25 protein-coding genes, 1 tRNA gene and 1 pseudogene are annotated in these 26,616 nt (G+C 50.7%); 10 read left to right on the top strand and 17 right to left on the bottom strand.

The features are described 5' to 3' along the window. Genes csgE through csgG form a run of 3 tightly spaced genes read left to right on the top strand, consistent with a single transcriptional unit; the run spans position 1 to position 1,691 of the window. A complete protein-coding gene (gene csgE, locus C2U41_RS05955; protein ID WP_003036087.1) occupies positions 1-393 on the top strand; it encodes a curli production assembly/transport protein CsgE in 393 nt (130 codons plus the stop codon). A gap of 25 nt (positions 394-418) precedes the next feature. Beyond that, on the top strand, positions 419-832 hold the full coding sequence (gene csgF / locus C2U41_RS05950; RefSeq protein WP_003036084.1) for a curli production assembly/transport protein CsgF: 414 nt from the start codon (positions 419-421) through the stop codon (positions 830-832). Between the two features lie 25 nt (positions 833-857). Continuing rightward, on the top strand, positions 858-1,691 hold the full coding sequence (gene csgG / locus C2U41_RS05945; protein WP_003036082.1) for a curli production assembly/transport protein CsgG: 834 nt from the start codon (positions 858-860) through the stop codon (positions 1,689-1,691). Positions 1,692-1,737: 46 nt separating this feature from the next. Here the strand turns inward: csgG and C2U41_RS05940 are convergent, their stop codons facing one another. The 4 genes from C2U41_RS05940 to ghrA all read right to left on the bottom strand — a co-directional run bounded on the left by C2U41_RS05940 (position 1,738) and on the right by ghrA (position 4,662). After that, complete coding sequence (locus tag C2U41_RS05940; protein WP_008320293.1) at positions 1,738-2,220, bottom strand: DUF1097 domain-containing protein; 483 nt, start codon at positions 2,218-2,220, stop codon at positions 1,738-1,740. Positions 2,221-2,321: 101 nt separating this feature from the next. Further along, positions 2,322-2,876 carry a TorD/DmsD family molecular chaperone gene (locus C2U41_RS05935; protein ID WP_046670454.1) on the bottom strand — a complete coding sequence of 185 codons (555 nt, stop codon included), beginning with the start codon at positions 2,874-2,876 and terminating at the stop codon, positions 2,322-2,324. A gap of 23 nt (positions 2,877-2,899) precedes the next feature. Continuing rightward, on the bottom strand, positions 2,900-3,637 hold the full coding sequence (locus C2U41_RS05930; RefSeq protein WP_003836800.1) for a phosphatase: 738 nt from the start codon (positions 3,635-3,637) through the stop codon (positions 2,900-2,902). Between the two features lie 86 nt (positions 3,638-3,723). After that, entirely contained in the window at positions 3,724-4,662 is a 939-nt protein-coding gene (gene ghrA / locus C2U41_RS05925; RefSeq protein ID WP_016149909.1) for a glyoxylate/hydroxypyruvate reductase GhrA, read from the bottom strand. Between the two features lie 236 nt (positions 4,663-4,898). On the opposite strand from ghrA, the gene C2U41_RS05920 reads away from it, so the two are divergent. After that, a tRNA-Ser gene (locus C2U41_RS05920) sits at positions 4,899-4,986 on the top strand. Positions 4,987-5,264: 278 nt separating this feature from the next. Here C2U41_RS05920 and C2U41_RS29645 read toward each other — a convergent pair. Further along, positions 5,265-5,473: pseudogene (locus C2U41_RS29645) on the bottom strand (DUF4942 domain-containing protein); the annotation flags it as partial. Between the two features lie 691 nt (positions 5,474-6,164). Between C2U41_RS29645 and rarD the strand changes: the two are divergent. Both rarD and C2U41_RS05895 read left to right on the top strand, forming a co-directional pair. Beyond that, complete coding sequence (gene rarD / locus C2U41_RS05905; protein ID WP_003036060.1) at positions 6,165-7,079, top strand: EamA family transporter RarD; 915 nt, start codon at positions 6,165-6,167, stop codon at positions 7,077-7,079. A gap of 947 nt (positions 7,080-8,026) precedes the next feature. Beyond that, positions 8,027-8,941 carry a VirK/YbjX family protein gene (locus C2U41_RS05895; protein WP_008320289.1) on the top strand — a complete coding sequence of 305 codons (915 nt, stop codon included), beginning with the start codon at positions 8,027-8,029 and terminating at the stop codon, positions 8,939-8,941. 383 nt (positions 8,942-9,324) lie between these two features. On the opposite strand, the gene phoH is transcribed toward C2U41_RS05895, so the two are convergent. The 6 genes from phoH to putP all read right to left on the bottom strand — a co-directional run bounded on the left by phoH (position 9,325) and on the right by putP (position 15,665). Beyond that, on the bottom strand, positions 9,325-10,113 hold the full coding sequence (phoH, locus tag C2U41_RS05890; RefSeq protein ID WP_003036052.1) for a phosphate starvation-inducible protein PhoH: 789 nt from the start codon (positions 10,111-10,113) through the stop codon (positions 9,325-9,327). Then, positions 10,092-10,388, bottom strand: a complete 297-nt coding sequence (locus C2U41_RS29475; RefSeq protein WP_008320287.1) for a hypothetical protein — start codon at positions 10,386-10,388, stop codon at positions 10,092-10,094. The genes phoH and C2U41_RS29475 overlap by 22 nt, the downstream gene beginning before the upstream one ends. A 247-nt stretch (positions 10,389-10,635) precedes the next feature. Next, positions 10,636-11,919 carry an iron uptake transporter deferrochelatase/peroxidase subunit gene (gene efeB / locus C2U41_RS05885; RefSeq protein ID WP_003836807.1) on the bottom strand — a complete coding sequence of 428 codons (1,284 nt, stop codon included), beginning with the start codon at positions 11,917-11,919 and terminating at the stop codon, positions 10,636-10,638. Positions 11,920-11,924: 5 nt separating this feature from the next. Next, complete coding sequence (gene efeO, locus C2U41_RS05880; protein WP_044700715.1) at positions 11,925-13,052, bottom strand: iron uptake system protein EfeO; 1,128 nt, start codon at positions 13,050-13,052, stop codon at positions 11,925-11,927. A 58-nt stretch (positions 13,053-13,110) separates the two neighbouring features. Further along, a complete protein-coding gene (gene efeU / locus C2U41_RS05875; protein WP_003036041.1) occupies positions 13,111-13,944 on the bottom strand; it encodes an iron uptake transporter permease EfeU in 834 nt (277 codons plus the stop codon). A 212-nt stretch (positions 13,945-14,156) separates the two neighbouring features. Beyond that, positions 14,157-15,665: a sodium/proline symporter PutP gene (gene putP, locus C2U41_RS05870; protein WP_032936247.1), complete on the bottom strand. Its 1,509-nt coding sequence runs from the start codon at positions 15,663-15,665 to the stop codon at positions 14,157-14,159. 422 nt (positions 15,666-16,087) lie between these two features. On the opposite strand from putP, the gene putA reads away from it, so the two are divergent. Then, positions 16,088-20,050 (top strand): trifunctional transcriptional regulator/proline dehydrogenase/L-glutamate gamma-semialdehyde dehydrogenase, encoded by a 3,963-nt coding sequence (gene putA, locus C2U41_RS05865; RefSeq protein ID WP_103849148.1) that lies wholly within the window; start codon positions 16,088-16,090, stop codon positions 20,048-20,050. Between the two features lie 60 nt (positions 20,051-20,110). Continuing rightward, positions 20,111-20,506, top strand: coding sequence for a lysozyme inhibitor LprI family protein (locus C2U41_RS05860; RefSeq protein ID WP_087879500.1), 396 nt, complete (start codon positions 20,111-20,113; stop codon positions 20,504-20,506). On the opposite strand, the gene rutR is transcribed toward C2U41_RS05860, so the two are convergent. From rutR to C2U41_RS05845, 3 genes are all read right to left on the bottom strand, one after another. Further along, entirely contained in the window at positions 20,503-21,141 is a 639-nt protein-coding gene (gene rutR, locus C2U41_RS05855; protein ID WP_032936252.1) for an HTH-type transcriptional regulator RutR, read from the bottom strand. The genes C2U41_RS05860 and rutR overlap by 4 nt on opposite strands. A gap of 58 nt (positions 21,142-21,199) precedes the next feature. Beyond that, positions 21,200-22,114: a DMT family transporter gene (locus C2U41_RS05850; protein WP_032948964.1), complete on the bottom strand. Its 915-nt coding sequence runs from the start codon at positions 22,112-22,114 to the stop codon at positions 21,200-21,202. Between the two features lie 161 nt (positions 22,115-22,275). Continuing rightward, positions 22,276-22,449, bottom strand: a complete 174-nt coding sequence (locus C2U41_RS05845; protein ID WP_003036022.1) for a general stress protein — start codon at positions 22,447-22,449, stop codon at positions 22,276-22,278. Between the two features lie 386 nt (positions 22,450-22,835). Here C2U41_RS05845 and wrbA point away from each other — a divergent pair, with 386 nt between their 5' ends. Next, on the top strand, positions 22,836-23,432 hold the full coding sequence (wrbA, locus tag C2U41_RS05840) for an NAD(P)H:quinone oxidoreductase (protein WP_103849147.1): 597 nt from the start codon (positions 22,836-22,838) through the stop codon (positions 23,430-23,432). A gap of 20 nt (positions 23,433-23,452) precedes the next feature. Continuing rightward, positions 23,453-23,680 carry a YccJ family protein gene (locus tag C2U41_RS05835; RefSeq protein WP_003036015.1) on the top strand — a complete coding sequence of 76 codons (228 nt, stop codon included), beginning with the start codon at positions 23,453-23,455 and terminating at the stop codon, positions 23,678-23,680. Positions 23,681-23,718: 38 nt separating this feature from the next. On the opposite strand, the gene agp is transcribed toward C2U41_RS05835, so the two are convergent. The 3 genes from agp to C2U41_RS05820 form a co-directional block, all read right to left on the bottom strand. Next, positions 23,719-24,960 carry a bifunctional glucose-1-phosphatase/inositol phosphatase gene (gene agp / locus C2U41_RS05830; protein WP_103849146.1) on the bottom strand — a complete coding sequence of 414 codons (1,242 nt, stop codon included), beginning with the start codon at positions 24,958-24,960 and terminating at the stop codon, positions 23,719-23,721. A gap of 87 nt (positions 24,961-25,047) precedes the next feature. Then, positions 25,048-25,755 (bottom strand): ArsR/SmtB family transcription factor, encoded by a 708-nt coding sequence (locus C2U41_RS05825; RefSeq protein WP_103849145.1) that lies wholly within the window; start codon positions 25,753-25,755, stop codon positions 25,048-25,050. A gap of 69 nt (positions 25,756-25,824) precedes the next feature. Then, positions 25,825-26,580, bottom strand: a complete 756-nt coding sequence (locus C2U41_RS05820) for a sulfite exporter TauE/SafE family protein (protein WP_103849144.1) — start codon at positions 26,578-26,580, stop codon at positions 25,825-25,827. Positions 26,581-26,616: the final 36 nt, after the last annotated feature.

Genomic DNA, 26,616 nt, shown 5'->3' with positions numbered 1-26,616 from the left:
ATGAAAAGCTATTTGTCCTGGATTGTGGCAGCAAATTTGTTCCTTGCTGCCGGGAATCTACACGCTGCTGTAGAGGTGGAGGTTCCCGGACTGTTGACTGACCACACTGTCTCTTCCATTGGCCATGATTTTTATCGTGCCTTTAGTGACAAGTGGGAAAGTAAGTACACAGGAAACTTAACCATTAATGAAAGGCCCAGTGCACGTTGGGGAAGTTGGATCACCATAACTGTCAATCAGGACGTTATCTTCCAGACTTTTTTATTCCCGACGAAAAGAGACTTCGACAAAATTGTGGTCTTCGCATTGGCAGAAACTGAGGAAGCATTAAATCGTCGGCAAATAGATCAAACGCTATTAAGTACGAGCGATTTAGCGCGCGATGAATTCTAAAACATGATTTAGTCCGGAGGCTTTCATGCGTGTCAAACATGCAGTGGTTTTGCTCATGCTGATTTCACCATTAAGTTGGGCCGGAAATATGACGTTCCAGTTCCGCAACCCTAACTTTGGTGGCAACCCAAACAACGGCTCTTTTTTACTGAACAGCGCTCAGGCGCAAAACTCGTATAAGGATCCGAGTGCTGGCGATTACGGGATTGAAACCCCATCAGCACTGGATAACTTTACCCAGGCAATACAGTCGCAAATACTCGGTGGCTTGCTCACCAATATCAATACCGGTAAACCGGGGAGGATGGTAACCAGCGATTTTATCGTTGATATCGCCAACCGGGATGGGCAACTGCAACTGAATGTCACGGACAGGAAAACGGGGAGAACGTCGACTATTGAAGTGTCGGGTTTACAAAATCAGTCGACCGATTTCTAAATTATAGCCACGAAAGGAAAAAATCATGCAGCGCTTACTTATCATGGTGGCAGTAATTTTACTCAGCGGATGTTTAACAGCTCCGCCTCAAGAAGCCGCTAAGCCGACATTAATGCCCCGGGCCCAAAGCTATAAAGATTTGACGCATCTGCCTATGCCTACAGGTAAGATCTTTGTGTCGGTATACAACATTCAGGATGAGACTGGCCAATTTAAACCTTACCCGGCAAGTAACTTCTCTACCGCCGTCCCGCAAAGCGCCACGGCTATGCTTGTCACCGCATTGAAAGATTCTCGTTGGTTCGTCCCTCTGGAACGTCAGGGGTTACAGAACTTGCTGAACGAACGTAAAATCATTCGTGCTGCTCAGGAAAACGGTACGGTTGCGATTAATAACCGGATCCCGCTACAGTCCCTGACCGCGGCAAACGTCATGGTGGAAGGGTCAATTATCGGTTATGAAAGCAACGTTAAATCGGGTGGTGTCGGTGCGCGTTATTTCGGTATTGGCGCCGATACGCAATACCAGCTCGACCAGATAGCGGTAAACCTGCGCGTAGTTAACGTCAGCACCGGTGAGATCCTGTCGTCAGTGAACACCAGTAAAACCATTTTGTCTTATGAAGTACAGGCTGGAGTGTTCCGCTTTATTGACTACCAGCGTCTGTTGGAAGGTGAAATTGGCTACACCTCTAACGAACCGGTTATGCTTTGTCTGATGTCAGCGATTGAAACAGGCGTTATCTTCTTAATTAATGACGGCATCGATCGCGGATTGTGGGATTTGCAGGATAAGAAACAAGTTGATAATGACATTCTGGTTAAATACCGCCATATGTCGGTACCGCCAGAATCCTGATGGATCTTTACTGCATAAAAAGCGTGAGGAAAACCCTCACGCTTTTTTATTTACTGGTCAGCGTCGGCGATATTCGATTTTCACGGCGAGACGCCAGCCACAGACCACTGTTTTTCATCGCATAGCCGAATACCAGGCCCAGTACCAGTGAAGGTACAACCAGTCGCCAGTCGCCCTGCCCTGCAAATGTTGCACATGCGCCAATAAACGTGCCCGGTACAAATGAAAGCAACCATTGCTTTGCCTGGATACACATCAGAAACGCGACAATTCCCGTCATGACATAACCAATAATGTCCATATGCGGGGCAAGCGCGCTACCGTTAATAATCACCAACGCCCACACCACACCGCTTAGCAGCGTACACGCCGAGATCCACAGTCCTTTTAGCCCACCTTGCGGGCAGGCGAAATAGGCCGTGCAACCCAGAAAGCCAGCCCAACTGAGTAAGCCAAGAGAAACGGCCACCCATCCCCAGATCCCAGAGAGAATGCCCGTTGTGATTGCAATTGAGAGAAGTATGTTCATGCCGCGTATCTTAGCAGAAAAACGGCATAGGAATGAGATCGTGCACACAATTTATGCAAGCATGTAATTTGCGTTGCAGATTAAAGTGATTTAAATCACATTTATTCGTCAGTATCTTCCTGCAACTCATCCCACATTGCACTAATAGCATCACGTGTTAGCGGCGCCATGGTACGCCAGAACGGCGTGTTTGCGTGCGCCTCAACTTTGCCAAGGAACGTACCACACCAGGGCAGCAGGTAGTCTACAAACAAGGTTTCAAGCGCCTCACTTTCATCTTCCGCAGACTGGTCTTCAAGCCATGAAGCCGCCAGCAACAGCGTACCAATGTGATCTGCCGGCGTATCTGCCAGCGGCATACCGCGGGCAGAAAGAAATGCACGAACATCCGATTCTTTCGCCCCTTCTACCCAGGCGCTACGATAAGGCGGCACAGCACACTCTTCACCGACAAACAGCGCGTTGTAATCTGCAGCCAGTTGGGGCATATCGCAGTTCTTCTGCAGACGAGTGAGCAGTTCGTCCTGTTCCAGCGGCCAGTTGGCGGACAGTTTACCTTCACTAATTAAGGTAAACAGGGGAACCAGTAAAGGGTCCTGCGGTTGGCGATAAAACAGCGAGCCCAGTACACGACACAGGATAGAAAACTCGTTCATTGATATATTCCAGTTAGTAACAATTACAGTTCAGCAAATTCCGCGATTGGCTCCATGCCTCGCGATTCCAGAAACGCCAACAGGCGTTTAGGTGTGACGTTTAAAATTCTGTCTTCAGGGAAATTAACATCATCCAGGATTTTACGGCATTCGCCAAATTCTCCCAGCGTGAAAGCAGTATGTGAATCCGACCCTAATGCCACCCAGCCGCCAGCATCGCGCACAGCCGCAGCAACCGCACGACAATTATCCTCACTGCCCTTACGCGAATGCAAAAACGAAGAGTTATTGATTTCCAGTGCAACCTGGTACTTTGCCGCCGCCTGGGCAATTGCAGTAATATCAACCGGATACTTGGGATTTCCCGGATGGCTAATGATGTGCACATTACCGCTGGCCATCGTGGCTATCATTGCCTGGGTATTGGTTTCTTTATCGTGAGGTGCAAAAACTGGCTCATGGAAGCCCGCAATAATGAGGTCCAGAGAGGTAAACATCGGACCTGAACAGTCAATTTCGCCTTCAATATTCTTAATATTCGCCTCAATGCCGCGCAGGATCCCTACGCCATCTACAACACGTGGCCAAATACGCATATTGATAAAGTGCCAGTGGTGAGGCGCGTCCGCCATGTCCGGTCCATGATCGGTAATGGCAAACAGCTTGATGCCTTTGCGACGGGCTTCAGCGATGTAATCACTTAAGGTGCTGTAGGCGTGGGTGCTGGCGACGGTATGCATATGCAGGTCAACGGGATACATAACTCTCTCCTGTAGTCATTTTTCGTCAAGGATAGCAGGTATCGCCGCTATTTATTAGCTGAAACCCGGCATCCGCCGGGTTAGCATTAGTATCCCCGTACGCGATCGACCTGACCCGTAACGGATTTCCCGCTCTCAAGATCCAAAATCGTGCGGGAGATATAGTCCACCGCCTCCGCCGGGCGCGTTACCGCGGCAATATGCGGCGTCATTGCCACACGCGGATGTTTCCACAGAGGACTGGTTTCCGGCAGCGGTTCACGGCTATAGACATCCAGCATGGCACCTTTCACCTTGCCGCTGTCCAGCGATGCCAGAAGATCGTCTTCATTGAGATGAACACCACGCGCCAGGTTCAGCACGTAGGCGCCATCCAGCAATTGGCTAAGTAAATCAGCGTTAATAATACCTACGGTTTCTGCCGTATTAGGCAGGAGGTTGATAAGCACACGAGTTTGGCTCAAAAACGCGCCCAGTTCCTCAGTACCGGCGAAGCTTTCCACGCCAGACCAGGATTTACGCGAACGGCTCCAGCAGCGCAGTGGGAACCCCCATGCTTGCAGGCTTTCGGCAACTTTTGCGCCCAATACACCTGCCCCCATGATCCCGACGGTAAACTCCTCACGAGTATATTCTGGCAACGGTTGCCATTTTGCCTGATTTTTCAATGCCTGATAATCATCAAAGCGACGAAACCAGTGCAGCACCTGACTGACCGCATATTCCTGCATTTGCAGGCCCATACCCGTATCTTCCAGACGGAAAAGCGGGATCGACGCATCCAACATTTCCGGATGAGCATTGAGTTTACTGAGAATAGAATCGACGCCCGCGCCCAGCGCAAATACGGCTTTTAATTTTCGTCCTGCGAGCATTTCAACCGGCGGATGCCAGACCAGCGCATAGTCAGCATGTGCATTATCACCCGCTTTCCACTCACGTACGTTTGCACCAGGTATTGCCTTTGCCAACGCATTAATCCACCAGGTCGTATCGAATGTTGGGTGATAGAAAATTATATCCATAGTGTCTCCTGAACATTGTTATGCGGAACTTTCTCGCACTTATAATCATCATTTTTCGAGGGAACATCAGAGTAGCAAATTTTAGGATGCTGGCAAAAAAAACAATTCCCGCTTATTTATGCTCCATGTTGCTTGAAGTTTGTGTAAATGCACATTTTTTTCAAAAAGTTGATTGACGACGGGGCGGTGTTTCCCCTACATTAGCGCCCGTTCCGGTAGCACAGGAACAACAATATGGTGAGGTGTCCGAGTGGCTGAAGGAGCACGCCTGGAAAGTGTGTATACGGCAACGTATCCGGGGTTCGAATCCCCGCCTCACCGCCATATCTTAAGAAGAGCTCGTACGCAAGTACGGGCTTTTTTTTCGTATGTTGCACAGCATGGCGGGTATGAGAAGCCCGGACCGGGGTTCGACTACTGGCGCAGCCAGTTGGACAGACTGTGAGCACAGCGAACAGGCTGCCCGCAGGGCGAGCGAAGCGAGTCAATCCCCGCCTCACCGCCATATTTAAAGAAGAGCTCGTACGCAAGTACGGGCTTTTTTTTCGTATGTTGCACAGCATGGCGGGGATATCGCCCCGCTCAAGGTTTCTGCTCTACTTATCGCTGGTAGCGGCATGCATGAGACTTATCATGCCGGATTTCTTCATCAAATCACGCCAGATCCTCCGGTCCAGATTGCAGGTAATGACCTTCATAGCGGTTTACTCTTTCTCAAGCGACCAGCAGCGGAAGCCATCACCCATTGCCCAGTCCTGCGCAGTTTGCCCGCCAATACTCCCGGTTGTGCTGAGATATCAGCAAGCTGGTGGAGCATCGCTTTAATTTATTCCAGCGCGGCATTGCACCCGGTAATGATACGCTTAAGCAAGGAATGCTGGCCAGGTGTTGTGAGTCCGGCAGCATCACGAATGGTGTGTAATACAGGGGTGTAAGCATCGATCGATTTCGTCGATCGATTACGTAAAAATTGATCTGCAAAATGAATTATCCCGCATGATTGTCCCTGTGCCACAATCTCTAAAACGAATTTAACTGATTGTTTATAAATCTAATTCCTGTCTTATTTAGGAGCGAGCACCTTTTGTCCTGGAAGCTCGGCAGGGAAATAGCATAAAGGATGATGTGATGAAGAGATGCGCACGGTGTAATAAGAAAAGGAGCGTCTTTGAACAGTGGCTCTCACTCGATACAGAATTCTGCGACGAGTGCTTATTTGATATTGACGAGGAAATCAGGGAAAGGCAAATACTCCCCGTCAGACGTCTGAAAGATGATCCAGCCCGCAATACAAATCGGAAGTCTTCCCGTTGATTTTTATCATCATTTTATAGATACGATCATGATAAATTTCACCTTGTTTTTTATATCACCCTGACTGTAAATGAGATTGAGTACTGTAACAGCACACGTTTCTCTTAAGAGCAGGTACATGCCAGAGTGAAGGGTTGACAATGCTCTTCAGAAGAACATGTCAGTATGGCAAGCAAGGATACACATAAATGGTAAAGTTTCTGCGAAATGGACCCGCAGTTGTTGTTCTGGCATTTATATTATGGGGCCTGATCCCATTGTTTTATCAATATCTATCTGGCGGAGCCCTCGCTGAAATTTTGATGTACAGAGTTTTCTGGTCTATACCTCTATTACTGCCAATAAGATTATTATTTCGTAAGAGAACGTTTTTTCGCGATTTACTGAAAGATAAAACCTCCTTCATATCCTGCATGATAGCAGGCTTGCTAATGGTAATTTCGTGGTCAGCTTTTATTTATGCATTAACAAATCATAAGGTACTCGACGCCAGTCTGGGATATTTTATCAACCCACTTATTGTCATTTGCCTTGGCTGTATTTTTCTTAAAGAAAAACCATCATTATTTCAACTTATAGCAGTAATATCCGGCGTATGTGGTCTTGGCTATCAGATTATTTCCGCAAACAGTTTTCCTTCACTAGCGTTAATCATGGGGTTTTCATTTGCATTGTACGGACTGGCGCGAAAATTTATCCATTACGATGCAATAACCTCAATCACGCTTGAAACATTCTGGGCTCTACCTGTTGCTCTTTTCATCTTTATCTATACTGGCTCGAGTATAACTACATCATCTGACATCTCTCTGTTCCTTTATATATTAACCGCTCCCGTTACAGTAATTCCGTTAGTGTTATTTGCAGTAGCGCTAAATCGTACATCTCTTATTGTGACAGGTCTTGCTCAGTATATAGAACCATCTTTGCAATTTCTCATTGCCATACTTATATTTGGAGAAGTTATTAATTACTCCGAGCTATTTTGTTTTTCAGCGGTATGGTTTGGATTGTTGCTATGTATATTTGAGAGTCTTTACTATCATTACCGACGTAATCCTCCACGGTCTGAAAGTAATCATCCTGCAGGCACTTTACGGTGATGTACATGCAGAATATAAAACTCAGTACGCTTATTCGTTTCCCTGGAACACGCGCTCAGGTATGAATGAGTAAACAACTCGAGTTTGTTTATTCAAGATTACCACGTCATTTAGGTACATAGGACAGTTGACTGCATGTTCATGGTTAAAGCCGGACAAAAAAATTTTTCCGATACCTTTATACAGATTGGCACTGTTCATCACCGGTGAATCCCCCGGAACACTGCCGCACTGCAACCAGGCATCGAGCTAGTGCATTTCTCTGAGAACGTGAGTGACCAGAGAATGTTGCGGCCGATCGGTAAAGTCTCTGTATCCGGAAATATTCTTAACGGCAGTACCCTATTCGTGCGTCAGCCAGCGAATCAGGTGCCCCTTGGTATTGTTTTGCGGGCCTGTTTCATAACCATACAATGCAAACTCCTTTTCAGTACAAAAGGTTACCAAAAATATACTGGGCATTATATCTGGAAAGAAAGTCAGGAATGTGTATATCCCAATTTAAGTTATTCAATTTGACAATAATCCACGAAAACCGGCGTATTGCGCGGGAATACAGCCAATTGTGATAGCTGTCATCGTTCAAAATTTGTCCTGACGTTCAAAGTCGTGCGTTTTCCAAACACCCATGGCTCGCTGAATCACATGATTTACTTCGTTATGTGGTTGACAAGTCAACCTACCAGTTTACTCAATGAACATCGGTATGTTTGTAAAGTATACTTTGTTTAACAAATATATATGTTCTTCTCTGTAGAATGAAAAAAAATTTGTTTTCATCAGGATATGCAAACGAGAGAGCGCCTAATGATTATCAACAAAACTGGCATGTCAGACATGAATTTATTTTCAAAATGTTTCGCATTAACAAAACAGCGTCAGAGATTCCAGTATTTACACCCTGCACGTAAATAAATTTAAACACCCTGAATTAATAATGAATACTTATGAAAAACACATCATATCTAAGTTTCTTTAACCAAATTCTATTGGCACGTGGACCTTTGCATAGCAAATGGAAGAACAAAAAATTTCGACTCATGTATCTTTTACGATCTATGATAAGTCCTGTCTCCAGTATTCGGTATTATCAAGAATTACATTCCCTTAAATCAATTGATAAGATTTTAGAGATGCAACCTACGTTACCAGCCAAAATTCATCGTCCCTATTTACATAAAGGAGGGCTGGCATGGAATCGAAGGAAAAACATTATTGGTCACTACCGTTTTGTCCAGAGTTTACCAGTGAAACACCAGGCGTTATTATTACCCGACAGAGATGTGCTTTTGGTCCATTTCACCGGAAAAAATGGTGAGGATTTTGATATTCACTGTTCTTCAGGCGGTTTTGATCGTGAAGGAGAACTGATGTTATCTCTGAGTTTTAACAACACCCCGGTGGCCCGATTGTCCTTCTCGGTTATCCCGTCAAAAAAAGGACATTGTGCATTTATTGGCGGTCTGCAGGGGGCACCAAAAAATATTGGCCCAGACATTATTCGTGACGCTACTAAAGCCTGCTATGGACTATTCCCTAAGCGGATCGTTTTTGAGGTTCTTTGTTCATTGATGCGTTGCTGTGATATCACTAATATTTTAGCAGTTAGTGAACAGAGCCATGTTTTCAGGCAATGGCGATACCGGTACAAGAAACGTAAATACTTTGTTGCCCTGTACAGTGATTTTTGGGAATCAGTTGCTGGTCGTCCATACGGTAATTGGTATAAGTTGCCAATTTATGTAGAGCGTAAGTCATTTAATGAGCTTGCCAGTAAAAAACGCGCGGAATACCGGAGACGGTATGACCTGTTGGATCATATTAATGAGGAAATCATGATTCTTCTGCAAAATCAGATGTAACATAATGTCGTAACTCAGCTCAGAAACTGGCTGATGAATGCGACATCTCGATAAAAGCGTAGCTATCGTTCCGCGTTGGCGAATCATTACACGAACGTCCGCTGAGTGCTGTGAGCTCAACGGGTCGCTGATCCGCGAGACGCATTCATCACTGGATAAACGCATGAGTCTAAAATAAGGTGTTCTCTATTCCACAGTTCATAAATCAAGCTTTTGACATATCTCAAGTCAGGCAAGGTTCCCCCTCGACTTCAGATATCCTGGTTTCTACTCGTTTTCGATGTTCTATTTCATCAGAGCATACTATTTCAATTTCTAAAATTTACTTAATAACACACAAATAACAAAGCCCGGCTTCCCGGGCCTTGAAGACGGAGTACTTCTCAGTTGTAAGCGTTGAGCGTCCGCTGACAGAGCGCAGAGCGGACGCAATCGTCTTTATTGAAACGAACAATCCCAACCATATCATCTTCTTCGAAACGGGCCAGCGCATCGCTAAGCCCTGAGCGAACGTGAGCTGGAAGATCGCACTGGGTCACATCCCCATTCACAATCACCGTCACATTCTCCCCGAGGCGGGTCAAAAACATCTTCATTTGCGCAGCAGTGACGTTCTGAGCCTCGTCAAGAATGACCACTGCATTTTCAAATGTACGTCCACGCATATAGGCGAACGGCGCGATTTCCACCTTACCAATCTCAGGTCGCAGGCAATATTGCATGAAGGAGGCTCCCAGCCGTTTCACCAGCACGTCATACACGGGGCGAAAATAAGGAGCGAACTTCTCGGAAACATCTCCAGGTAAGAAGCCGAGGTCTTCATCAGCTTGCAGAACTGGACGGGTTACAATGATCCGGTCCACGTCTTTGTGGATCAGAGCCTCTGCAGCTTTTGCCGCGCTGATCCAGGTTTTACCACACCCGGCTTCACCGGTGGCGAAGATCAGCTGTTTACTCTCGATAGCATTCAGGTAGTGCGCCTGAGCTTCATTCCGCGCCGTGATTGGCGTGGCGTCGCGACTGTCACGCGCCATACCGATCGCTTCTACGCCGCCCATCTGCACAAGCGAGGTGACCGATTCATCTTCACGTTGCTTATGACTACGCGAATCCCGCCTCAGCACACGTTTTGCTTCACGACGAGCTTTGATCACTGCTTTTTGTCTTCCCATGGATAGCACCTTGAGTTGTAGGTATACATCACACGCGCCGTTGGCGGCACGATTATGCGCACGAACATCTGAGGGTTGGCTTCCTTGTAAGCCATTGCTTGCTTTCGGATAAGACGCCACACACGGCTACGCGCACCGTACAGGGCGTCAGTAACAAGGATAAGAAGTGAATGAGAGAGAGATTTAGCGGTGACGAGGTGGCTACCGGAAGAGAAACGTCCGCGTAAGGTACTGCTGTTACTGTGAAAAACGTGTCCAGTACAGGACTTTTCCATTCGCGATCTCCATAGTGAATGACTATCACCGCCGGGAACTACCGCTATTACTTATAATTACATCATAACCTTTCGCTAATGCAACAATATTTTTACTTATTGTTAACTTAAATTCTATCTTATCACCAGAGACAGTCTCTTGCAGAGAGATGACAGAATTATTTCAGTCGCATACCGATCATAAAAAATAGTTTGTTCCTTCATCAAGATGTCAGGAAAAACCCCGCTGTACTGCGGGGCATCATCATCAGGCTTCGAGCAGAGACTGTCCCAGATAATTGTCTGCTGTTTTAACGCCCGGCAAAGCAAAGAAATATCCCCCACCAATCGGTTTGACATACTCTTCGAGCGCTTCACCATTCAGACGTTTCTGCACCGCCAAAAATCCTTTTTCCAGATCGTGTTGATAGCAAACAAACAACAGCCCCATATCCAGTTGACCGGAATTGGTCACACCGAGCGAATAACTGTAGCCACGACGCATCATCAGGCTCGAGTCGGTCTCTTTCGTGCGCGGGTTTGCCAGGCGGATATGACTATCTAGCGCAATCACCTCACCTTCAGGATCACTGGCATAGTCAGGCACATCATGCTCATGCTGCATACCCAGCGGCGCGCCGGTGTGTTTATCACGACCAAAAATCGTTTGCTGCTCTTTCAGCGGCGTACGATCCCAGAACTCAACGCGGAACTGAATGAGCCTGACGGCCTGATAACTGCCACCTTGCGCCCAGGCAGGTTCGCCCTGCCCATCCGTCACCCACACCACGTCTTGCATCAACTTCGCATCCGTAGCGTCCGGATTCGCGGTGCCGTCTTTAAAGCCAAGCAGGTTGACCGGGGTCTCTTTGCCTTTGCTGCGCGCGGCGTGGTCAGAAATAAACCCTTCACGTTTCCAGCGCACGCTGAGGAGATCGGGCGTATGTTTAATAATATCGCGCAACGCGTGGATGACCGTGTCCTGGGTGTTGGCACAAATCTGCAGCAGCAAATCGCCATGGCACAGCGCCGCATCCAGCGAATCATTCGGGAAGCGGGTCATTTTTTGCAGCTTTTTCGGCATCTGCGATTTCAGGCCATAACGTTCATCGAACAGCGATGAACCAACCGACAACGTCATCGTCAGGTTGTCTGGCGCAATGTAAGCGCCGAGGATACCTGAATCCATAGGAGGGAGACGCGGATTGGGCGTATCCGGTGCCGGTCCACCGGTGGTCAGAAACGCAAATCGGCTAGTCAACAACCGGAATAAACGCTCAAGATCGGCCTTATCGCTGGCGAGAACATCGAATGCCACCAGCATCATTGATGCCTGCTGCGGCGTCAGGATCCCCGCCTGATGCTGACCATAAAACGGTTGCGTTTCACTACGCGCATCCGGAGACAGCGTACCCGGCGCGCTTTGTGGTTTTTGCGCGTGGGCAACCGGACACCCACCCGCCAGCGCCAGCGCCCCACCCAGGGCGCCCATCCCTTTCAATAAACGTCGGCGTGACGGTTCGCTCACGCCGTTTTCATTATCTTGCTGCATAGTGCTTAATCCAGACCCAGAACACCGCGTAATTGCGACAAGTCTTCCGCCAGCGTCGTGATTGGCCCTTTCAGCGCATTACGATCGGCATCAGTCAGTTTGTCATAGGTTTCAAAACCGTCTTTGGTACGGTACTTGCTCAGAATGGTATCGACCTTTTTGAAGTTCGCATCCACCTTTGCCAGCAGCTCAGCATTGGATTTTTGTAACTGAGGACGCAGGAGATCGACAATTTTCTGCGCGCCATCGACGTTAGCCTGGAAATCCCACAGATCGGTATGGCTGTAGCGATCTTCTTCCCCACTGATTTTGCTGGCAGCAACTTCTTCAATCAGTCCTGCTGCCCCGCCAACAACTTTAGACGGTGGGAAAGCCAGCTCGCTAATACGCGTTTGCAGGTCAAGAACATCGCTATTTAATTGGTCGGCGTATTTATCCATACCTTTGGTGGTATTGTCGCCAAACAGCGCTTTCTCCAGACGGTGGAAGCCGGTGAATTTTGGATCGGCGGCTTTTTGCTCGTAATCGTCTTCACGCGCATCGATGCTGCCGTCGAGATCGGAGAACAGTTCAGCAATCGGTTCAATACGCTCATAATGCTGACGGGTTGGCGCATACAGCGATTTCGCTTTTTCCACATCACCGGCTTTAATTGCATCAGTGAAGGCTTTAGTGCCCGCAACCAACTGCGCGGTTTCAGCTGTCACATAAGCTTTATATTCGGTAATCGCGCCGCTCAAACTCAGCAGAGCATCGCTCTGTGCGGCATCCGCCGTTGCGCTGCCTTTTACGATCAGTTTGCCTTTCGGGTTAGTCAACAGACCGCAGGTCATATCATATTCGCCTGGCTGCAGGTTAGCGGTCATTTTCTGGCTAAAGCCTGGTGCAATGTTTTCGCGCTCTTCAACCACCATAACGCCTTTAAGAATTTCCCACTCCAGCGCTTTCTGGCTGTGGTTCTGGATGATGAACTGCGTTTTCCCGGCGTTAACCGTGATCGTCATCGGTTCACACTGTTTGTCGTTAACCGTGACTTTCACCTGCGGAATATCGGCGGCTTGTGCAGAAAAAGCGGATGCAAACAGCGCGGCAATACCCAACTGCAGCGCACTACGGCGGAAATTAAACGTCATAACCTATCCCTATAAATAAGTATGTTGTAACTAAAAAGTATTCTGCATCGCGTCTTTATCAAGGTGCGGTACGCGATGCCGTAGTGCCTGAACGCGGCGGTAGTGCAAACATAATCAACGCCGGAATCAGGTAGATAAACCAGACAGCGACTTCACTAACGCTTGGCGCTTCCTGATAGCCGAAAATACCTTCCATCAATGTGCCAAACAGCGAATGCGTCGACAGCACACTGCTCAGGTCAAACGCCACATCCTGAAAATGATTCCACAACCCAGCTTCGTGGAAAGCGCGGATCGCCCCAGCGGCAAGACCGGCAGCTACCAGCAAAATGAACAGGCTGGTCCATTTAAAGAATGCCCCGAGGTTGAGGCGAATGCCGCCGAGGTAAATCAGGTATCCCAGTACTACTGCGGTAGCCAGTCCCAGCATCGCGCCTAACGGCGGCCAGATGCCTACATCCTGCTGGAATGCCGCCAGCAGGAAGAACACCGATTCCAGCCCTTCTCGCGCAACAGCAAAAAAGACCATCATCACCAGCGCCCAGCCGTGATGATTACCGCGTTGCAACGCGTTATCGACAGCCTGTTCAAGCTGGACTTTGACGTTGCGGGAAACTTTACGCATCCAGAACACCATCCAGGTGAGGATCACCACGGCAATGACCGCCACGATGCCTTCAAACAGCTCCTGTTCTTTTTGCGGAAATTCACCGGTGGTTTCGTTGATGAAAATCCCTAACGCCAGGCATAACGCCGCCGCCAGCAGAACACCAATCCACATAACACCAATCCATCGACCACGCTGAGTCCGTTTCAGGTAGCTGGCAATCAGGCTGACAATCAGCGCGGCCTCTAACCCTTCGCGCAACATAATTAGAAATGGAACAAACATGCGAAGAACCCTTAAACGTTATTCTCGGTCAATTGATGAAAAGAAAAGTAAATTACAGTGATAGTGATTATCATTACAGCAAAGAAAAACTCAAGCAGAATGTTTTGAGAATGATGACTTAATGTAAACAGTTAGGCGGGTAATGGTTATGCAGGTTTGCGGGGGCGCAATAAAAAGCCCGCGCACGACGGGCTTCAGGGACAGGAGATAAATTATTCTGCCTGTAAACGCGATGGCGGAGCTGAGTGATAATGCGCGTCAGCCTCGGCAAAACGTTGCTGCATAGCAGTTGAAGGTGCTTTACCCAACAGGCTGAAGACCACAATACCGATGCTGCCGAAAACAAAGCCCGGGATGATTTCATACAGACCCAGCCAGGCGAACTGCTTCCAGACGATTACCGTCACCGCACCGATGATCATCCCTGCCAGCGCGCCGTTGCGGGTCATACGCGACCACATTACCGAGAACAGAACCACAGGGCCAAACGCCGCGCCGAAGCCCGCCCAGGCGTAGCTTACCAGACCCAGCACGCGGTTCTCCGGGTTCGCCGCCAGCGCGATGGACACCAGCGCCACGACCAACACCATGATGCGGCCAATCCATACCAGCTCTTTCTGGCTGGCATTTTTACGCAGGAATGCTTTGTACAAGTCTTCGGTGATTGCGCTGGAGCACACCAGCAGCTGGCAGCTCAGGGTCGACATAACCGCAGCGAGGATCGCAGACAGCAGAATACCGGCAATCCACGGGTTAAACAGGATTTGCGCCAGTTCAATAAACACACGCTCGGCGTTCTGGTTAACGGCACCGGCAAGCTGCGGGTTGTTGTTAAAGTAAGCAATACCAAAGAAGCCCACAGCCACGGCACCCGCCAGACAGAGGATCATCCAGGTCATACTGATGCGGCGAGCATGAACAATGCTATGGTGGGAATCTGCAGCCATAAAGCGCGCCAGAATATGCGGCTGACCAAAGTAGCCCAGACCCCAGCCCATCAGGGAAATGATGGCAACAAAATTCAGCCCTTTGAACATGTCCACGTTCTCAATGCTCTTTTGTTTAATCACTTCCAGCGAATCCTCGAACCCACCCACACCAATAATAACCATCACCGGCGTCAGGATCAGGGCGAAGATCATCAGGCTGGCCTGGACGGTATCGGTCCAGCTTACTGCCAGGAAACCACCGATAAAGGTATAGATGATCGTCGCGGCCGCGCCCGCCCAAAGTGCTGTTTCGTAGCTCATGCCAAAGGTACTTTCAAACAGACGCGCCCCTGCCACAATCCCTGAAGCACAATAGATGGTGAAAAACAGCAGAATAACCAGCGCGGAGATAATACGCAGAATTCGACTTTTATCTTCAAAGCGACCGGTAAAGTAATCCGGTAACGTCAGCGCATTGTTATTGTATTCGGTGTGTACGCGTAAACGTCCGGCCACCAGCTTCCAGTTGATCCAGGCGCCCAAAATAAGGCCGATGGCGATCCAGCTTTCTGAAATGCCCGACAGGAAAATTGCGCCAGGCAGACCCATCAGCAACCAGCCGCTCATGTCAGATGCCCCAGCGGATAACGCGGTCACGAACGGACCCAGACTGCGTCCCCCCAGAATGTAATCGTCAAAGTTTTTGGTTGAACGCCATGCAATAAACCCTATCAATATCATGCCGAAAATATAGACACAGAATGTCACTAACATCGGTGTGCTAATAGCCATCAAAACTCTCCAAAATTATGTATCAGCAATGCCGTGGCTTGCCGTTTTATTACCCTGCCGGAACGTGGCAAAGATATCTATGTTGACCAGGGCGACCGTATCCTGCCGGAAGCGATGGTTATTCACAATCGATTTAACACACCATTTACATCAAATTTGATCCAGAGTAGATAGCATTTTTCTGTAGGTTGCACTCTCTCACATTTTTTTCGGTTGCACCTTTTAAAAGTGTTAACTACCGCAGAGAAAAAGATTCTGTAATTTTTACAGCCCACATCATAAGACTCATATTTATTAACATCTCATTCATTTCCAAGCTTGCAAACCAAGTCACATTTAACACGGTTGCACAAAGTTGCAACATAGTGGATATTTCTCGGTAACTATCAGACCCGTATTTCAGTACAACAGGAGTAAACGGCATGGGAACCACCACGATGGGGGTTAAGCTGGATGACGCCACTCGCGAGCGTATTAAAACAGCAGCATCACGAATCGATCGCACGCCACATTGGCTGATCAAACAAGCCATCTTTAATTATCTCGAAAGACTGGAAAATGACGACGCGCTTCCTGAACTACCGGCCCTGCTGGCGGGTGCCGCGAATGAGGGTGAGGAGTCAACCACGCCGCAGAATGAAGCGCATCAGCCTTTCCTGGAATTTGCCGAACAGATCCTGCCGCAGTCAGTTTCCCGCGCAGCAATCACCGCCGCGTACCGCCGCGCCGAAACCGACGCAGTGCCGATGCTGATGGAGCAGGCTCGTCTGCCGCAACCCATCGCTGAGCAAGCGCACAAGCTGGCGTACAGCCTGGCCGACAAACTGCGTAACCAGAAGACCGCCAGCGGCCGCGCCGGGATGGTACAAGGTTTATTGCAGGAATTCTCCCTTTCTTCACAGGAAGGCGTCGCGCTGATGTGTCTGGCGGAAGCCTTGCTGCGTATTCCTGATAAGGCAACCCGCGATGCGTTAATCCGCGACAAAATCAGCAACGGCAACTGGCAGTCGCACATTGGACGCAGTCCGTCACTTTTCGTCAACGCAGCGACCTGGGGGCTGTTGTTTACCGGTCGTCTGGTTTCTACGCATAATGAAGCCAGCCTTTCACGCTCACTCAACCGTATTATCGGCAAGAGCGGTGAACCACTGGTGCGTAAAGGCGTCGACATGGCAATGCGCTTGATGGGCGAGCAGTTCGTCACCGGAGAGACTATCGCCGAAGCGCTGGCTAACGCGCGTAAACTGGAAGAAAAAGGTTTCCGCTACTCTTATGACATGCTGGGCGAAGCGGCTCTAACCGCCGCTGATGCCCAGGCTTATATGGTTTCGTACCAACAGGCAATCCACGCCATTGGTAAAGCCTCAAATGGTCGCGGCATCTATGAAGGGCCGGGCATTTCTATCAAGCTGTCGGCGTTGCATCCGCGTTATAGCCGCGCGCAGTATGACCGCGTGATGGATGAACTCTATCCGCGTCTGAAGTCGCTTACTCTGCTGGCCCGCCAGTACGACATCGGTATCAATATCGATGCTGAAGAGGCAGACCGACTGGAGATCTCCCTCGATCTGCTGGAAAAACTGTGTTTTGAACCTGAACTGGCGGGCTGGAACGGTATCGGCTTTGTAATCCAGGCCTACCAGAAGCGCTGTCCGTATGTCATTGATTATCTGATTGATCTGGCTACACGCAGCCGCCGTCGCCTGATGATCCGCCTGGTTAAGGGCGCCTACTGGGATAGCGAAATCAAACGTGCGCAAATGGACGGTCTGGAAGGTTATCCGGTCTATACCCGTAAGGTGTACACCGACGTTTCCTATCTGGCCTGTGCGAAAAAACTGCTTGCGGTACCGAATCTGATCTACCCGCAGTTCGCCACCCACAACGCCCATACGTTGGCGGCGATTTATCAATTAGCCGGTCAAAACTACTATCCGGGTCAGTACGAGTTCCAGTGCCTGCACGGTATGGGCGAACCGCTATATGAGCAGGTCACCGGTAAAGTTGCCGATGGCAAACTGAACCGTCCATGCCGCATTTATGCACCGGTAGGCACGCATGAAACGCTGCTTGCGTATCTGGTGCGTCGTCTGCTGGAAAACGGCGCCAACACTTCATTCGTCAACCGCATTGCAGACACTACCCTGCCGCTGGATGAACTGGTAGCCTGCCCGGTCGAAGCCGTTGAAAAACTGGCGCAGCAGGAAGGCCAGGCTGGTCTGCCACATCCGAAGATTGCCCTGCCGCGTGACCTGTACGGTAAAGGCCGCGAAAACTCAGGCGGACTGGATTTAGCTAACGAACATCGTCTGGCCTCGCTGTCCTCCGCCCTGCTCAACAGCGCGCTGCAAAAATGGCACGCTAAGCCAATACTCGAACATCCGGTTGCTGACGGTGAAATGACGCCAGTCGTCAACCCGGCCGAACCGAAAGATATTGTCGGTTACGTGCGTGAAGCGACTCACAGCGAAGTGGAACAGGCATTGCAGAACGCAGTAAATAACGCGCCGATCTGGTTCGCCACACCGCCACAAGAGCGCGCCGCTATTTTGCATCGCGCCGCCGTTCTAATGGAAGGCCAGATGCAGCAATTGATTGGCATTCTGGTGCGCGAAGCAGGTAAAACCTTCAGCAACGCCATTGCGGAAGTGCGCGAAGCGGTAGACTTCCTGCACTATTATGCCGGTCAGGTCCGCGATGACTTCGATAATGAAACCCATCGTCCGTTAGGGCCTGTAGTCTGTATCAGCCCCTGGAACTTCCCGCTGGCTATTTTCTCCGGGCAGATTGCCGCCGCGCTGGCGGCGGGCAACAGCGTACTGGCAAAACCCGCGGAACAAACCCCGCTGATTGCCGCCCAGGGTATTGCCATTTTACTCGAAGCAGGTGTACCGCCAGGCGTGGTGCAACTGTTGCCTGGTCAGGGCGAAACGGTCGGGGCGCAGCTCACTTCCGATGAGCGCGTACGCAGCGTCATGTTTACTGGCTCAACGGAAGTTGCCACGCTGTTGCAACGCAATATCGCGACCCGCCTGGATGCTCAGGGACGTCCAATCCCGCTTATCGCCGAAACCGGCGGGATGAACGCCATGATCGTCGACTCCTCCGCGCTGACGGAACAGGTGGTGGTCGACGTCCTGGCTTCTGCCTTTGACAGCGCCGGGCAGCGCTGCTCTGCGCTTCGCGTCCTGTGTCTGCAGGACGATGTAGCCGACCATACGCTGAAAATGCTGCGCGGCGCGATGGCGGAGTGCCGCATGGGTAACCCGGGCCGCCTGACCACCGATATTGGACCGGTTATCGATGAAGAAGCCAAAACCAATATTGAGCGCCATATTCAGGCCATGCGCGCCAAAGGGCGTCCGGTGTTCCAGGCCGTGCGCGAAAATAGCGACGATGCGCGGGAATGGCAAACCGGTACCTTTATCGCCCCGACGCTTATTGAGCTGGAAAGCTTCGATGAATTACAAAAAGAGGTGTTTGGTCCGGTACTGCACGTCGTGCGTTACACCCGTAATAATCTGGGCAGCCTGATTGAGCAAATTAATGCCTCCGGCTACGGTCTGACGCTGGGCGTACACACCCGTATCGATGAAACCATCGCCCAGGTCACGGGCTCAGCACATGTGGGGAACCTGTATGTTAACCGCAATATGGTCGGCGCCGTCGTCGGCGTGCAGCCATTCGGTGGTGAAGGCTTGTCAGGAACCGGGCCAAAAGCGGGTGGGCCGCTGTATCTGTACCGCCTGCTGGCAAACCGTCCGGAAAATGCGTTAGGCATTACCCTTGCCCGCCAGGATGCAGACTACCCGGTCGATGCGCAGCTTAAAGCCGCACTCGTTCAACCGCTGGAAGCGCTCAGCGAATGGGCAACCGACCGTCCAGCACTGCGTGCGCTCTGCCAGCAGTTTGGCGAACTGGCGCAGGCCGGAACGCAACGCCTGCTGCCAGGCCCCACCGGCGAGCGCAATACCTGGACGCTGTTGCCGCGCGAACGCGTTCTATGTATCGCCGATGATGAACAGGACGCACTGGTACAGGTTGCCGCTGTAACTTCCGTTGGTAGCTTAATCCTGTGGCCAGATGATACGTTCCATCGCGACCTGGCAAAACGCCTGCCAGCCGCGGTCTCCGGGCGCATTCAGTTTGCCAAAGCGGACAACATCGCCACGCAGCCGTTTGATGCCGTTATTTTCCACGGCGATTCCGATCAGCTTCGCGCACTGTGTGAAGCAGTGGCGGCCCGCGAAGGGGCGATTGTGTCGGTCCAGGGCTTTGCCCGTGGCGAGAGCAATATTCTGCTGGAGAGGCTGTACATTGAACGCTCCCTGAGCGTCAATACCGCCGCAGCTGGCGGGAACGCCAGCCTGATGACAATCGGCTAAGGTTGTGGTTAATTAAGGCTCCGGTAACGGGGCCTTTTTTTTATGAAGCCAGAGGGAAGCATGAAACGAATCGTACTGACATGTGCAGCGCTGCTGCTGAGCGGCCAGGCGCTGGCGGATGACTGCGCCAACGCGAACACGCAGATGGAGATGAACACCTGTGCGGCAGAGCAGTATAAGGCGGCCGACGCCAAACTTAATGAAACTTATCAGAATGCGCTGAAGCGCGCCGCTCCAACCCAGCGCGATTTACTGAAAAAAGCGCAAATATCCTGGATAACTTTGCGCGATGCGGACTGTGCATTACTCAGTTCTGGCACCGAAGGCGGTAGCGTTCAGGCGATGATTTCCAGCCAGTGCCTGACGGATAAGACCAACGAGCGCGAAGCGTTTCTCGCCTCGCTCTTGCAGTGTGAAGAAGGCGATTTAAGCTGCCCTTTACCACCGGCCAGTTAACGCACGCGGATCCCTTCAATAATCATCCGCTGTACGCTCTCGACCGTTTGGTTAAAAAAGGCTTCATCACGCAGCGTTGCGCCTGTCACCGCCTCTACCTGTGGGGCAAAGTCGGCGTAGTGCTGAGTTGAAGCCCAAATCATAAAAATCAGATGATGCGGATCGACCGGAGCCAGTTTTTCGCTTTTGATCCAACCGGCAATCAGCGCGGATTTCTCATCAATTAGCGTTTTTAGATCCCCCTCCAATTCTGCCATCAATAAAGGCGCTCCGGCCAGCATCTCCATACAAAACAGCCGTGATGCCTGAGGGTAATCGCGCGACACTTCCAGCTTAAGGCGAATGTATTCTTTAATGGCCACCAGCGGCGCAAAGTCTTCGCGAAAAGCTTTCAATGGAGCCAGCCAGATGTCGAGGATCTGCCGTAAAACGGCGATATAAAGCACCTCTTTTGACGGGTAGTAATAAAGTAAATTGGTTTTTGACACGCCCGCCTGCTCTGCCACCTGCTCCAGGCGCGTGCCGTGGATCCCATATTGGGAGAAGATATTTAATGCCGCGGTTAATATGGCCTGGCGTTTTGCACTGACGGCCTGCGAACGCTTACCTGTTTTTTTCTCTGCGCGTTGGACCATGCGCCCTCTCCTTCTTGTGAGGGCGTCAGCATATCAAATCACGCGGTGAATGGTTAAATTAAAGCGATTCCGGAGGCGCCTCTTGCGGCTGCGCTTTTTTCTTTTTGAACTTCAGTTCGCTGACCAGCACGCCAACAATAATGAATGCCGCGCCAAGCAATGCAAGTAGCGGTAAGCGTTCACCCGCCAGACGGCCAAAGATCCCCGCCCACACCGGCTCACCGGTATAAATAACCGTCGCGCGCGTCGGCGAAACACTACGCTGCGCCCAGTTCATGGTGACCTGAATAATCGCGCTGAAAATCCCCAGCCCCAGCGCCACCACCAGCAATCCGGTAGACATTGGCGGTACGGCCTCTCCGGCTGGTCCCATCGCAATAAACGCCACTATCGAAGCAGTTGCCAGTTGCACTACCGTTACCCGCCGTACATCCACTTTTCCCGCCCACGCGCTAATCAGGATAATTTCTGCCGCAATCGCCACCGCACCGGCGAGCGTGATCCACTCGCCTTCGCCTAAAGCCAGTAAATTACCTCCCGGTCCGGCAAGAAAAATCAATCCGATAAAGGCCAGTACAATACCGACGCACGGCATCAGTCCAGGCATGCGCCCCAGACACAGCCATTGTAAAAGCGGTACCAACGGAACGTACATCGCGGTAATAAACGCCGATTTACTGCTGGGAATAAACTGTAGCCCCCAGGTTTGCAGGCTATAACCCAGCGCAATGGCGATACCGATTGCAACCCCTGCTTTGACTTCCAGCCATGTCAACTTATGCAGTGTGTGTAACGACAAAAGCGCGACCGCCAGTGCGGCAGTGGCAAAACGCACACCGACAAAGAAAAAAGGCCCGCTCAGGGTAACGGCATATTGCACCGCCAGAAACGTGCCACCCCAAAACATGGTGATCACAATGAGGATCGCTTCCTGAGGTTTAACAGAAAAGGAATAACGAGAGAGTAATGACATGAGATACCCGATTAACTGAATGTCATTAGTCTGCGTTGCGTTTTGTTACAGTTCAACCTTGCAGACAAAAAAAACCGCCGGAAGGATCCGGCGGCGGTGGCTACGTAACGTCTGTCTCTGACGCTCAGGCGTCACGACATATCTGACAGATAGCCCGACAATTACGATTTGTTGTTGCCGTGGCTATTTTTGCCCCCTTTTTTGCCTGCCTCTGAAGCGCGTTGCGGGTCATTCTTAAAGTTGCCCCCGCTGTGCTGGCCACCTTTTCGACCTGCTTCTGATGCTCTTTCGCGGTCTTCCGCAAAGTTGCCGGAACCGCCCCGATGGTTTGCCATTACTGACCTCCGTCATTGATTAGACATCATATTGCATAGGTACTGAGGAGTGATACCTCACGCAGCGTTACGGGCGGGGCCCTGAAAATAACTGCGTGGGATTAAGCATAGTGAAGCGTGGACTGGGCAGACGCTAACTGTAATATCCTGCAACAGGATCAGGAGTGCCAAAGAAATAATCACCCTAAGAAATCAATAAGTCTTTCTTATGACTACCGAATTCACTCCAGTTAAATATGTATCATTTTGCTACAAAGCAGGTTGTTATAAAAATTGTTATAAATCAAAGAAGTGATTGTGAAATTTGCACTCCTGACAGTACGTCATATCTTTAAAGGTAGGTAGCGAGTCGCTACGGACACGGTTAACTCGAGGAGTAGTGTAAAATGGCAAAAGTTCTGGTGCTTTATTATTCCATGTACGGACACATTGAAACTATGGCCCATGCAGTCGCAGAAGGCGCAAATAAGGTAGATGGCGCGGAAGTGATTATTAAGCGCGTACCAGAGACCATGCAGCTTGAGATTTTCCTTAAGGCTGGCGGCAAAACACAAAACGCACCAGTCGCAACCCCGCAAGAACTGGCTGATTACGACGCCATCATTTTTGGTACCCCCACGCGCTTTGGCAATATGTCCGGTCAGATGCGTACCTTCCTCGACCAGACTGGCGGGCTGTGGGCCTCTGGTGGTCTGTACGGCAAACTCGCCAGTGTATTCAGCTCAACGGGAACCGGCGGCGGTCAGGAACAAACCATTACCTCAACCTGGACTACGCTTGCCCACCATGGGATGGTGATTGTGCCTATCGGTTACGCGGCGCAAGAGCTGTTTGATGTCTCTCAAGTTCGCGGCGGTACCCCTTACGGTGCAACCACCATTGCCGGAGGCGACGGCTCCCGCCAGCCAAGTCAGGAAGAATTATCTATCGCCCGCTATCAGGGTGAATATGTCGCAGGTCTGGTAGTAAAACTCAACGGCTAATCTTCAACAGGAGGATTCGAATGCCAACTCAAGAAGCGAAAGCCCATCGCGTCGGCGAATGGGCAAGTCTGCGCAATACATCGCCGGAAATAGCCGAAGCCATTTTTGAAGTCGCACATTATGACGAGAAACTGGCGGAAAAAATTTGGGAAGAAGGTAGCGATGAGGTACTCATCAAAGCCTTTGAAAAAACAGACAAAGATTCGCTCTTTTGGGGTGAACAGACTATCGAACGTAAAAACGTCTAGCGCTCAGACTCCCCCGCGAACACGGGGGAGTTTTTCTTTTATTTAGCCGCCTCATTCAGCACGCTGTCGAACTTATCTATCGGGCAAAAACCATCCGCATCTATCGGACATCCTTTAAGCTCAAGCGTAACGCGCTGCGCCGGGGATTTCAGCGTCAGAACGTCTGCATTACGCAACTGCAGCGAGCTCTGATACACATACTCGATTTTCATCAGATCACGATTTGCGTTGCTGTCATGCCAGCGCTGAAAGACAATCTTCCCGCCAATCGGCGTACGCTCGTTCTGATCGTGAAGCTGGTATGGTTTGAAATCCAGCGCGGTGAGCAGCGAAGCGATGTTTGAGTCATGTCCCACCAGCACGGTTATTTTCGGTGCTTTCGCGCGTTCCGTAACCAGCGCATTATCAATATATTTCACCAGAGGTTTGGCGACGTTCTGCGCCACTTCCGGGGAGGTGAACAGGCTGTCCTGATAGCCATTTTTCAGCTTCGACAGAACCTTCCACTGCTGATCCGATTTAATCTCGCCCCAGGCAACCTTGTCCATCGGGAAGCCTTCGTAATACTGCAGCGTGAAGGCATCGACCAGCGAATTCCCCACCTTCAGCGGCCCCGATACGCCTGGCTCCTGCTGGTATTTCGCGCTGAACATATCTTTGGCATCGGTCAGGGAACACTGCTGTTTTTCTTTACAGGATGGAGAGTCTTTGTAGTCGGTCATTTGCTCAAGCAACTGATAGCTATCGTTGAGCTGCATTTTACTACGCTCTTTCTCCATGGCCTGAACGGCCTGCTGGCTGAAGGCGGCGGAATCATCGGTGATCACCGGATTAAAGGTGGGATCCATGGTGCCCATTTTTTCCTGATGATGGACCGGAACGTCGCAACCAGGGAAGGCACCGGTGACAAAGAACTGCGCCGTAGCAACTGTACGCTGCAGACTGTTAGCATAGGTATACACCGTATCCGGTGCCGGACATTCGCCCGATTTCACCATCCCCTGCTCTGCCAGCCACTCTCGCATGTAGTGACCCATATAGATTTCCAGCACACCGCCTTTGGTGGTGAGTTGTCCGCCGGGGACATCCCACTCTGGCCATTGCTTGGGGGTGGACTGTTCAAGAACGCTGCCATTATTGGCTAATGGTGCACGTAAGTTATGCCGACTCATCATCAATACTTGTTGAAGCTGATACCCTTCCGGCGCGGTCTGCGCCTGCGCGGCGGTTGACAATAATACAGCCCCTGCCACGGCTGCGGCGATTAACGATTTATTCATCCCTACGACCTCTTGTTGTTATCAATCACAACAGAGTGTGACAGAAATATGACATATTTCCGGGAACGCTTTCGCAAAACAGACCATCTAGCGTGTCGTTTTAACACCAAACTCGGTTTCGAGTTTACGAATGCCAAGAGGTGTGAAGATGACGTGGCGGCTGCCCTGTACTGTTTTTATCCATCGCTGTTCACTGAACCAGCGCAGCAGCGTTGCGCCAAGCACACCACCAGGATGATAACGTCGCTCGCTCCAGTCCAGACTACCGCAGGTTAACTTCCGCCGGGATGAACCCGCCGCCAGGACAATCCCCATCTGGGCCAGCTTTTCCTGGCCAAGAGGAGTCAGCATTTCACCATCCGGCGTTAACCACTGACGGGAAACCAACGTATCAAACAACCTCACCGCGACCTCTCCGGCGAGATGGTCGTAGCAGGTGCGGGCATGCCGCAAACCTGGCGGCGTTGTGATTCTCCGGGGCATTGATGTCGCCCACGCAACGCCCATCAGGCGTTCCAGCAGTTCAGCGATATCGGGACTCGCAAGGCGAAAATAACGATGTCTGCCCTGCGCAAGCGCCACAACAAAGCGTTGTTCGCACAGACGCGCCAGATGCGCGCTGGCGGTCGACGCAGACACATCCGCCACAGCGCTGAGCTCGGTCGCGGTCCAGGCACGGCCATCCATCAGGGCGCACAGCATACGCGAGCGCGACTTATCGGCCATCACTGCCGCAGTAAGCGCCATTCTCGACTCCAGATCGCCCTCTTCTTCATGTAATATCACGGATGCCATAACGACCTCATTGCCCCTGAATCTCTGAATTAACGATGCCATGAAAGTCGCGCAAAGTCACCGAACCGGTCACATAGCACGCAGCATCATCTCTGTACCCAACCCGACCAAACAAAACAGAAAACAGCGTTTAAACACGAGCGGAGAAATAACCCTTCGCACACGGGTTCCTATCCACTGGCCAATAAGTGCAGGAACAATGGCCAAAGCCGACAAGCTTAAAGATTGTACGGGCAGCGCGTTGTGCCACCACAGACCCAGCGCCAATGCCAGGGTCGAAAAGGTAAAAGAGATCCCGAGCGCCTGTACCAGTTCATCTTTCTCAAAGCCCAGGGACTGGATCCAGGGTACGGCGGGTATCACAAACACCCCGGTTCCGCCGGTCAATAAGCCGGTCACAAATCCAATAACGAGGGAGTACGGTTTTTCACGCTGCGGGGCCACCGCAATTTTCTTTCCTGCCAGCGTCCAGATAGCGTAGGCCACCAGCGCCACGCCGAGTGCAAACTGAGTTCGGGTGGTGTCGCCCCCGGTAATCCAGGCGCTGGCAAGCAGAGTCGCCACTACCACTGTCAGCAGCATTGGCCACAGTCGTTTGAGTAATTGGCGTGTATTTCCACCACTGCCAAACTGGAACAAATTGCTTATCAGCGAAGGCAATAGCAGCATAGCCGCCGCGGCAACCGGTGAAATAAGCGATCCGAGGATCCCCATTGCCACGGTAGGTAACCCCATACCCGTAACGCCTTTCACCATCCCGGCGAGGACAAATGTGGCGGCAATCATCATCACCAGGGAGGATTCAAATGCGTATACATTGGCCATTCTTTATTTTCCCACAAAAAAAGATAAGCCAGATTA

It is taken from the genome of Citrobacter freundii complex sp. CFNIH4 (genome assembly GCF_002934505.1).
Taxonomy (GTDB): Bacteria; Pseudomonadota; Gammaproteobacteria; order Enterobacterales; family Enterobacteriaceae; genus Citrobacter; species Citrobacter freundii.
The sequence above is the reverse complement of the archived record's forward strand: the minus strand, read 5'-3'. Positions and strand labels throughout refer to the sequence as shown.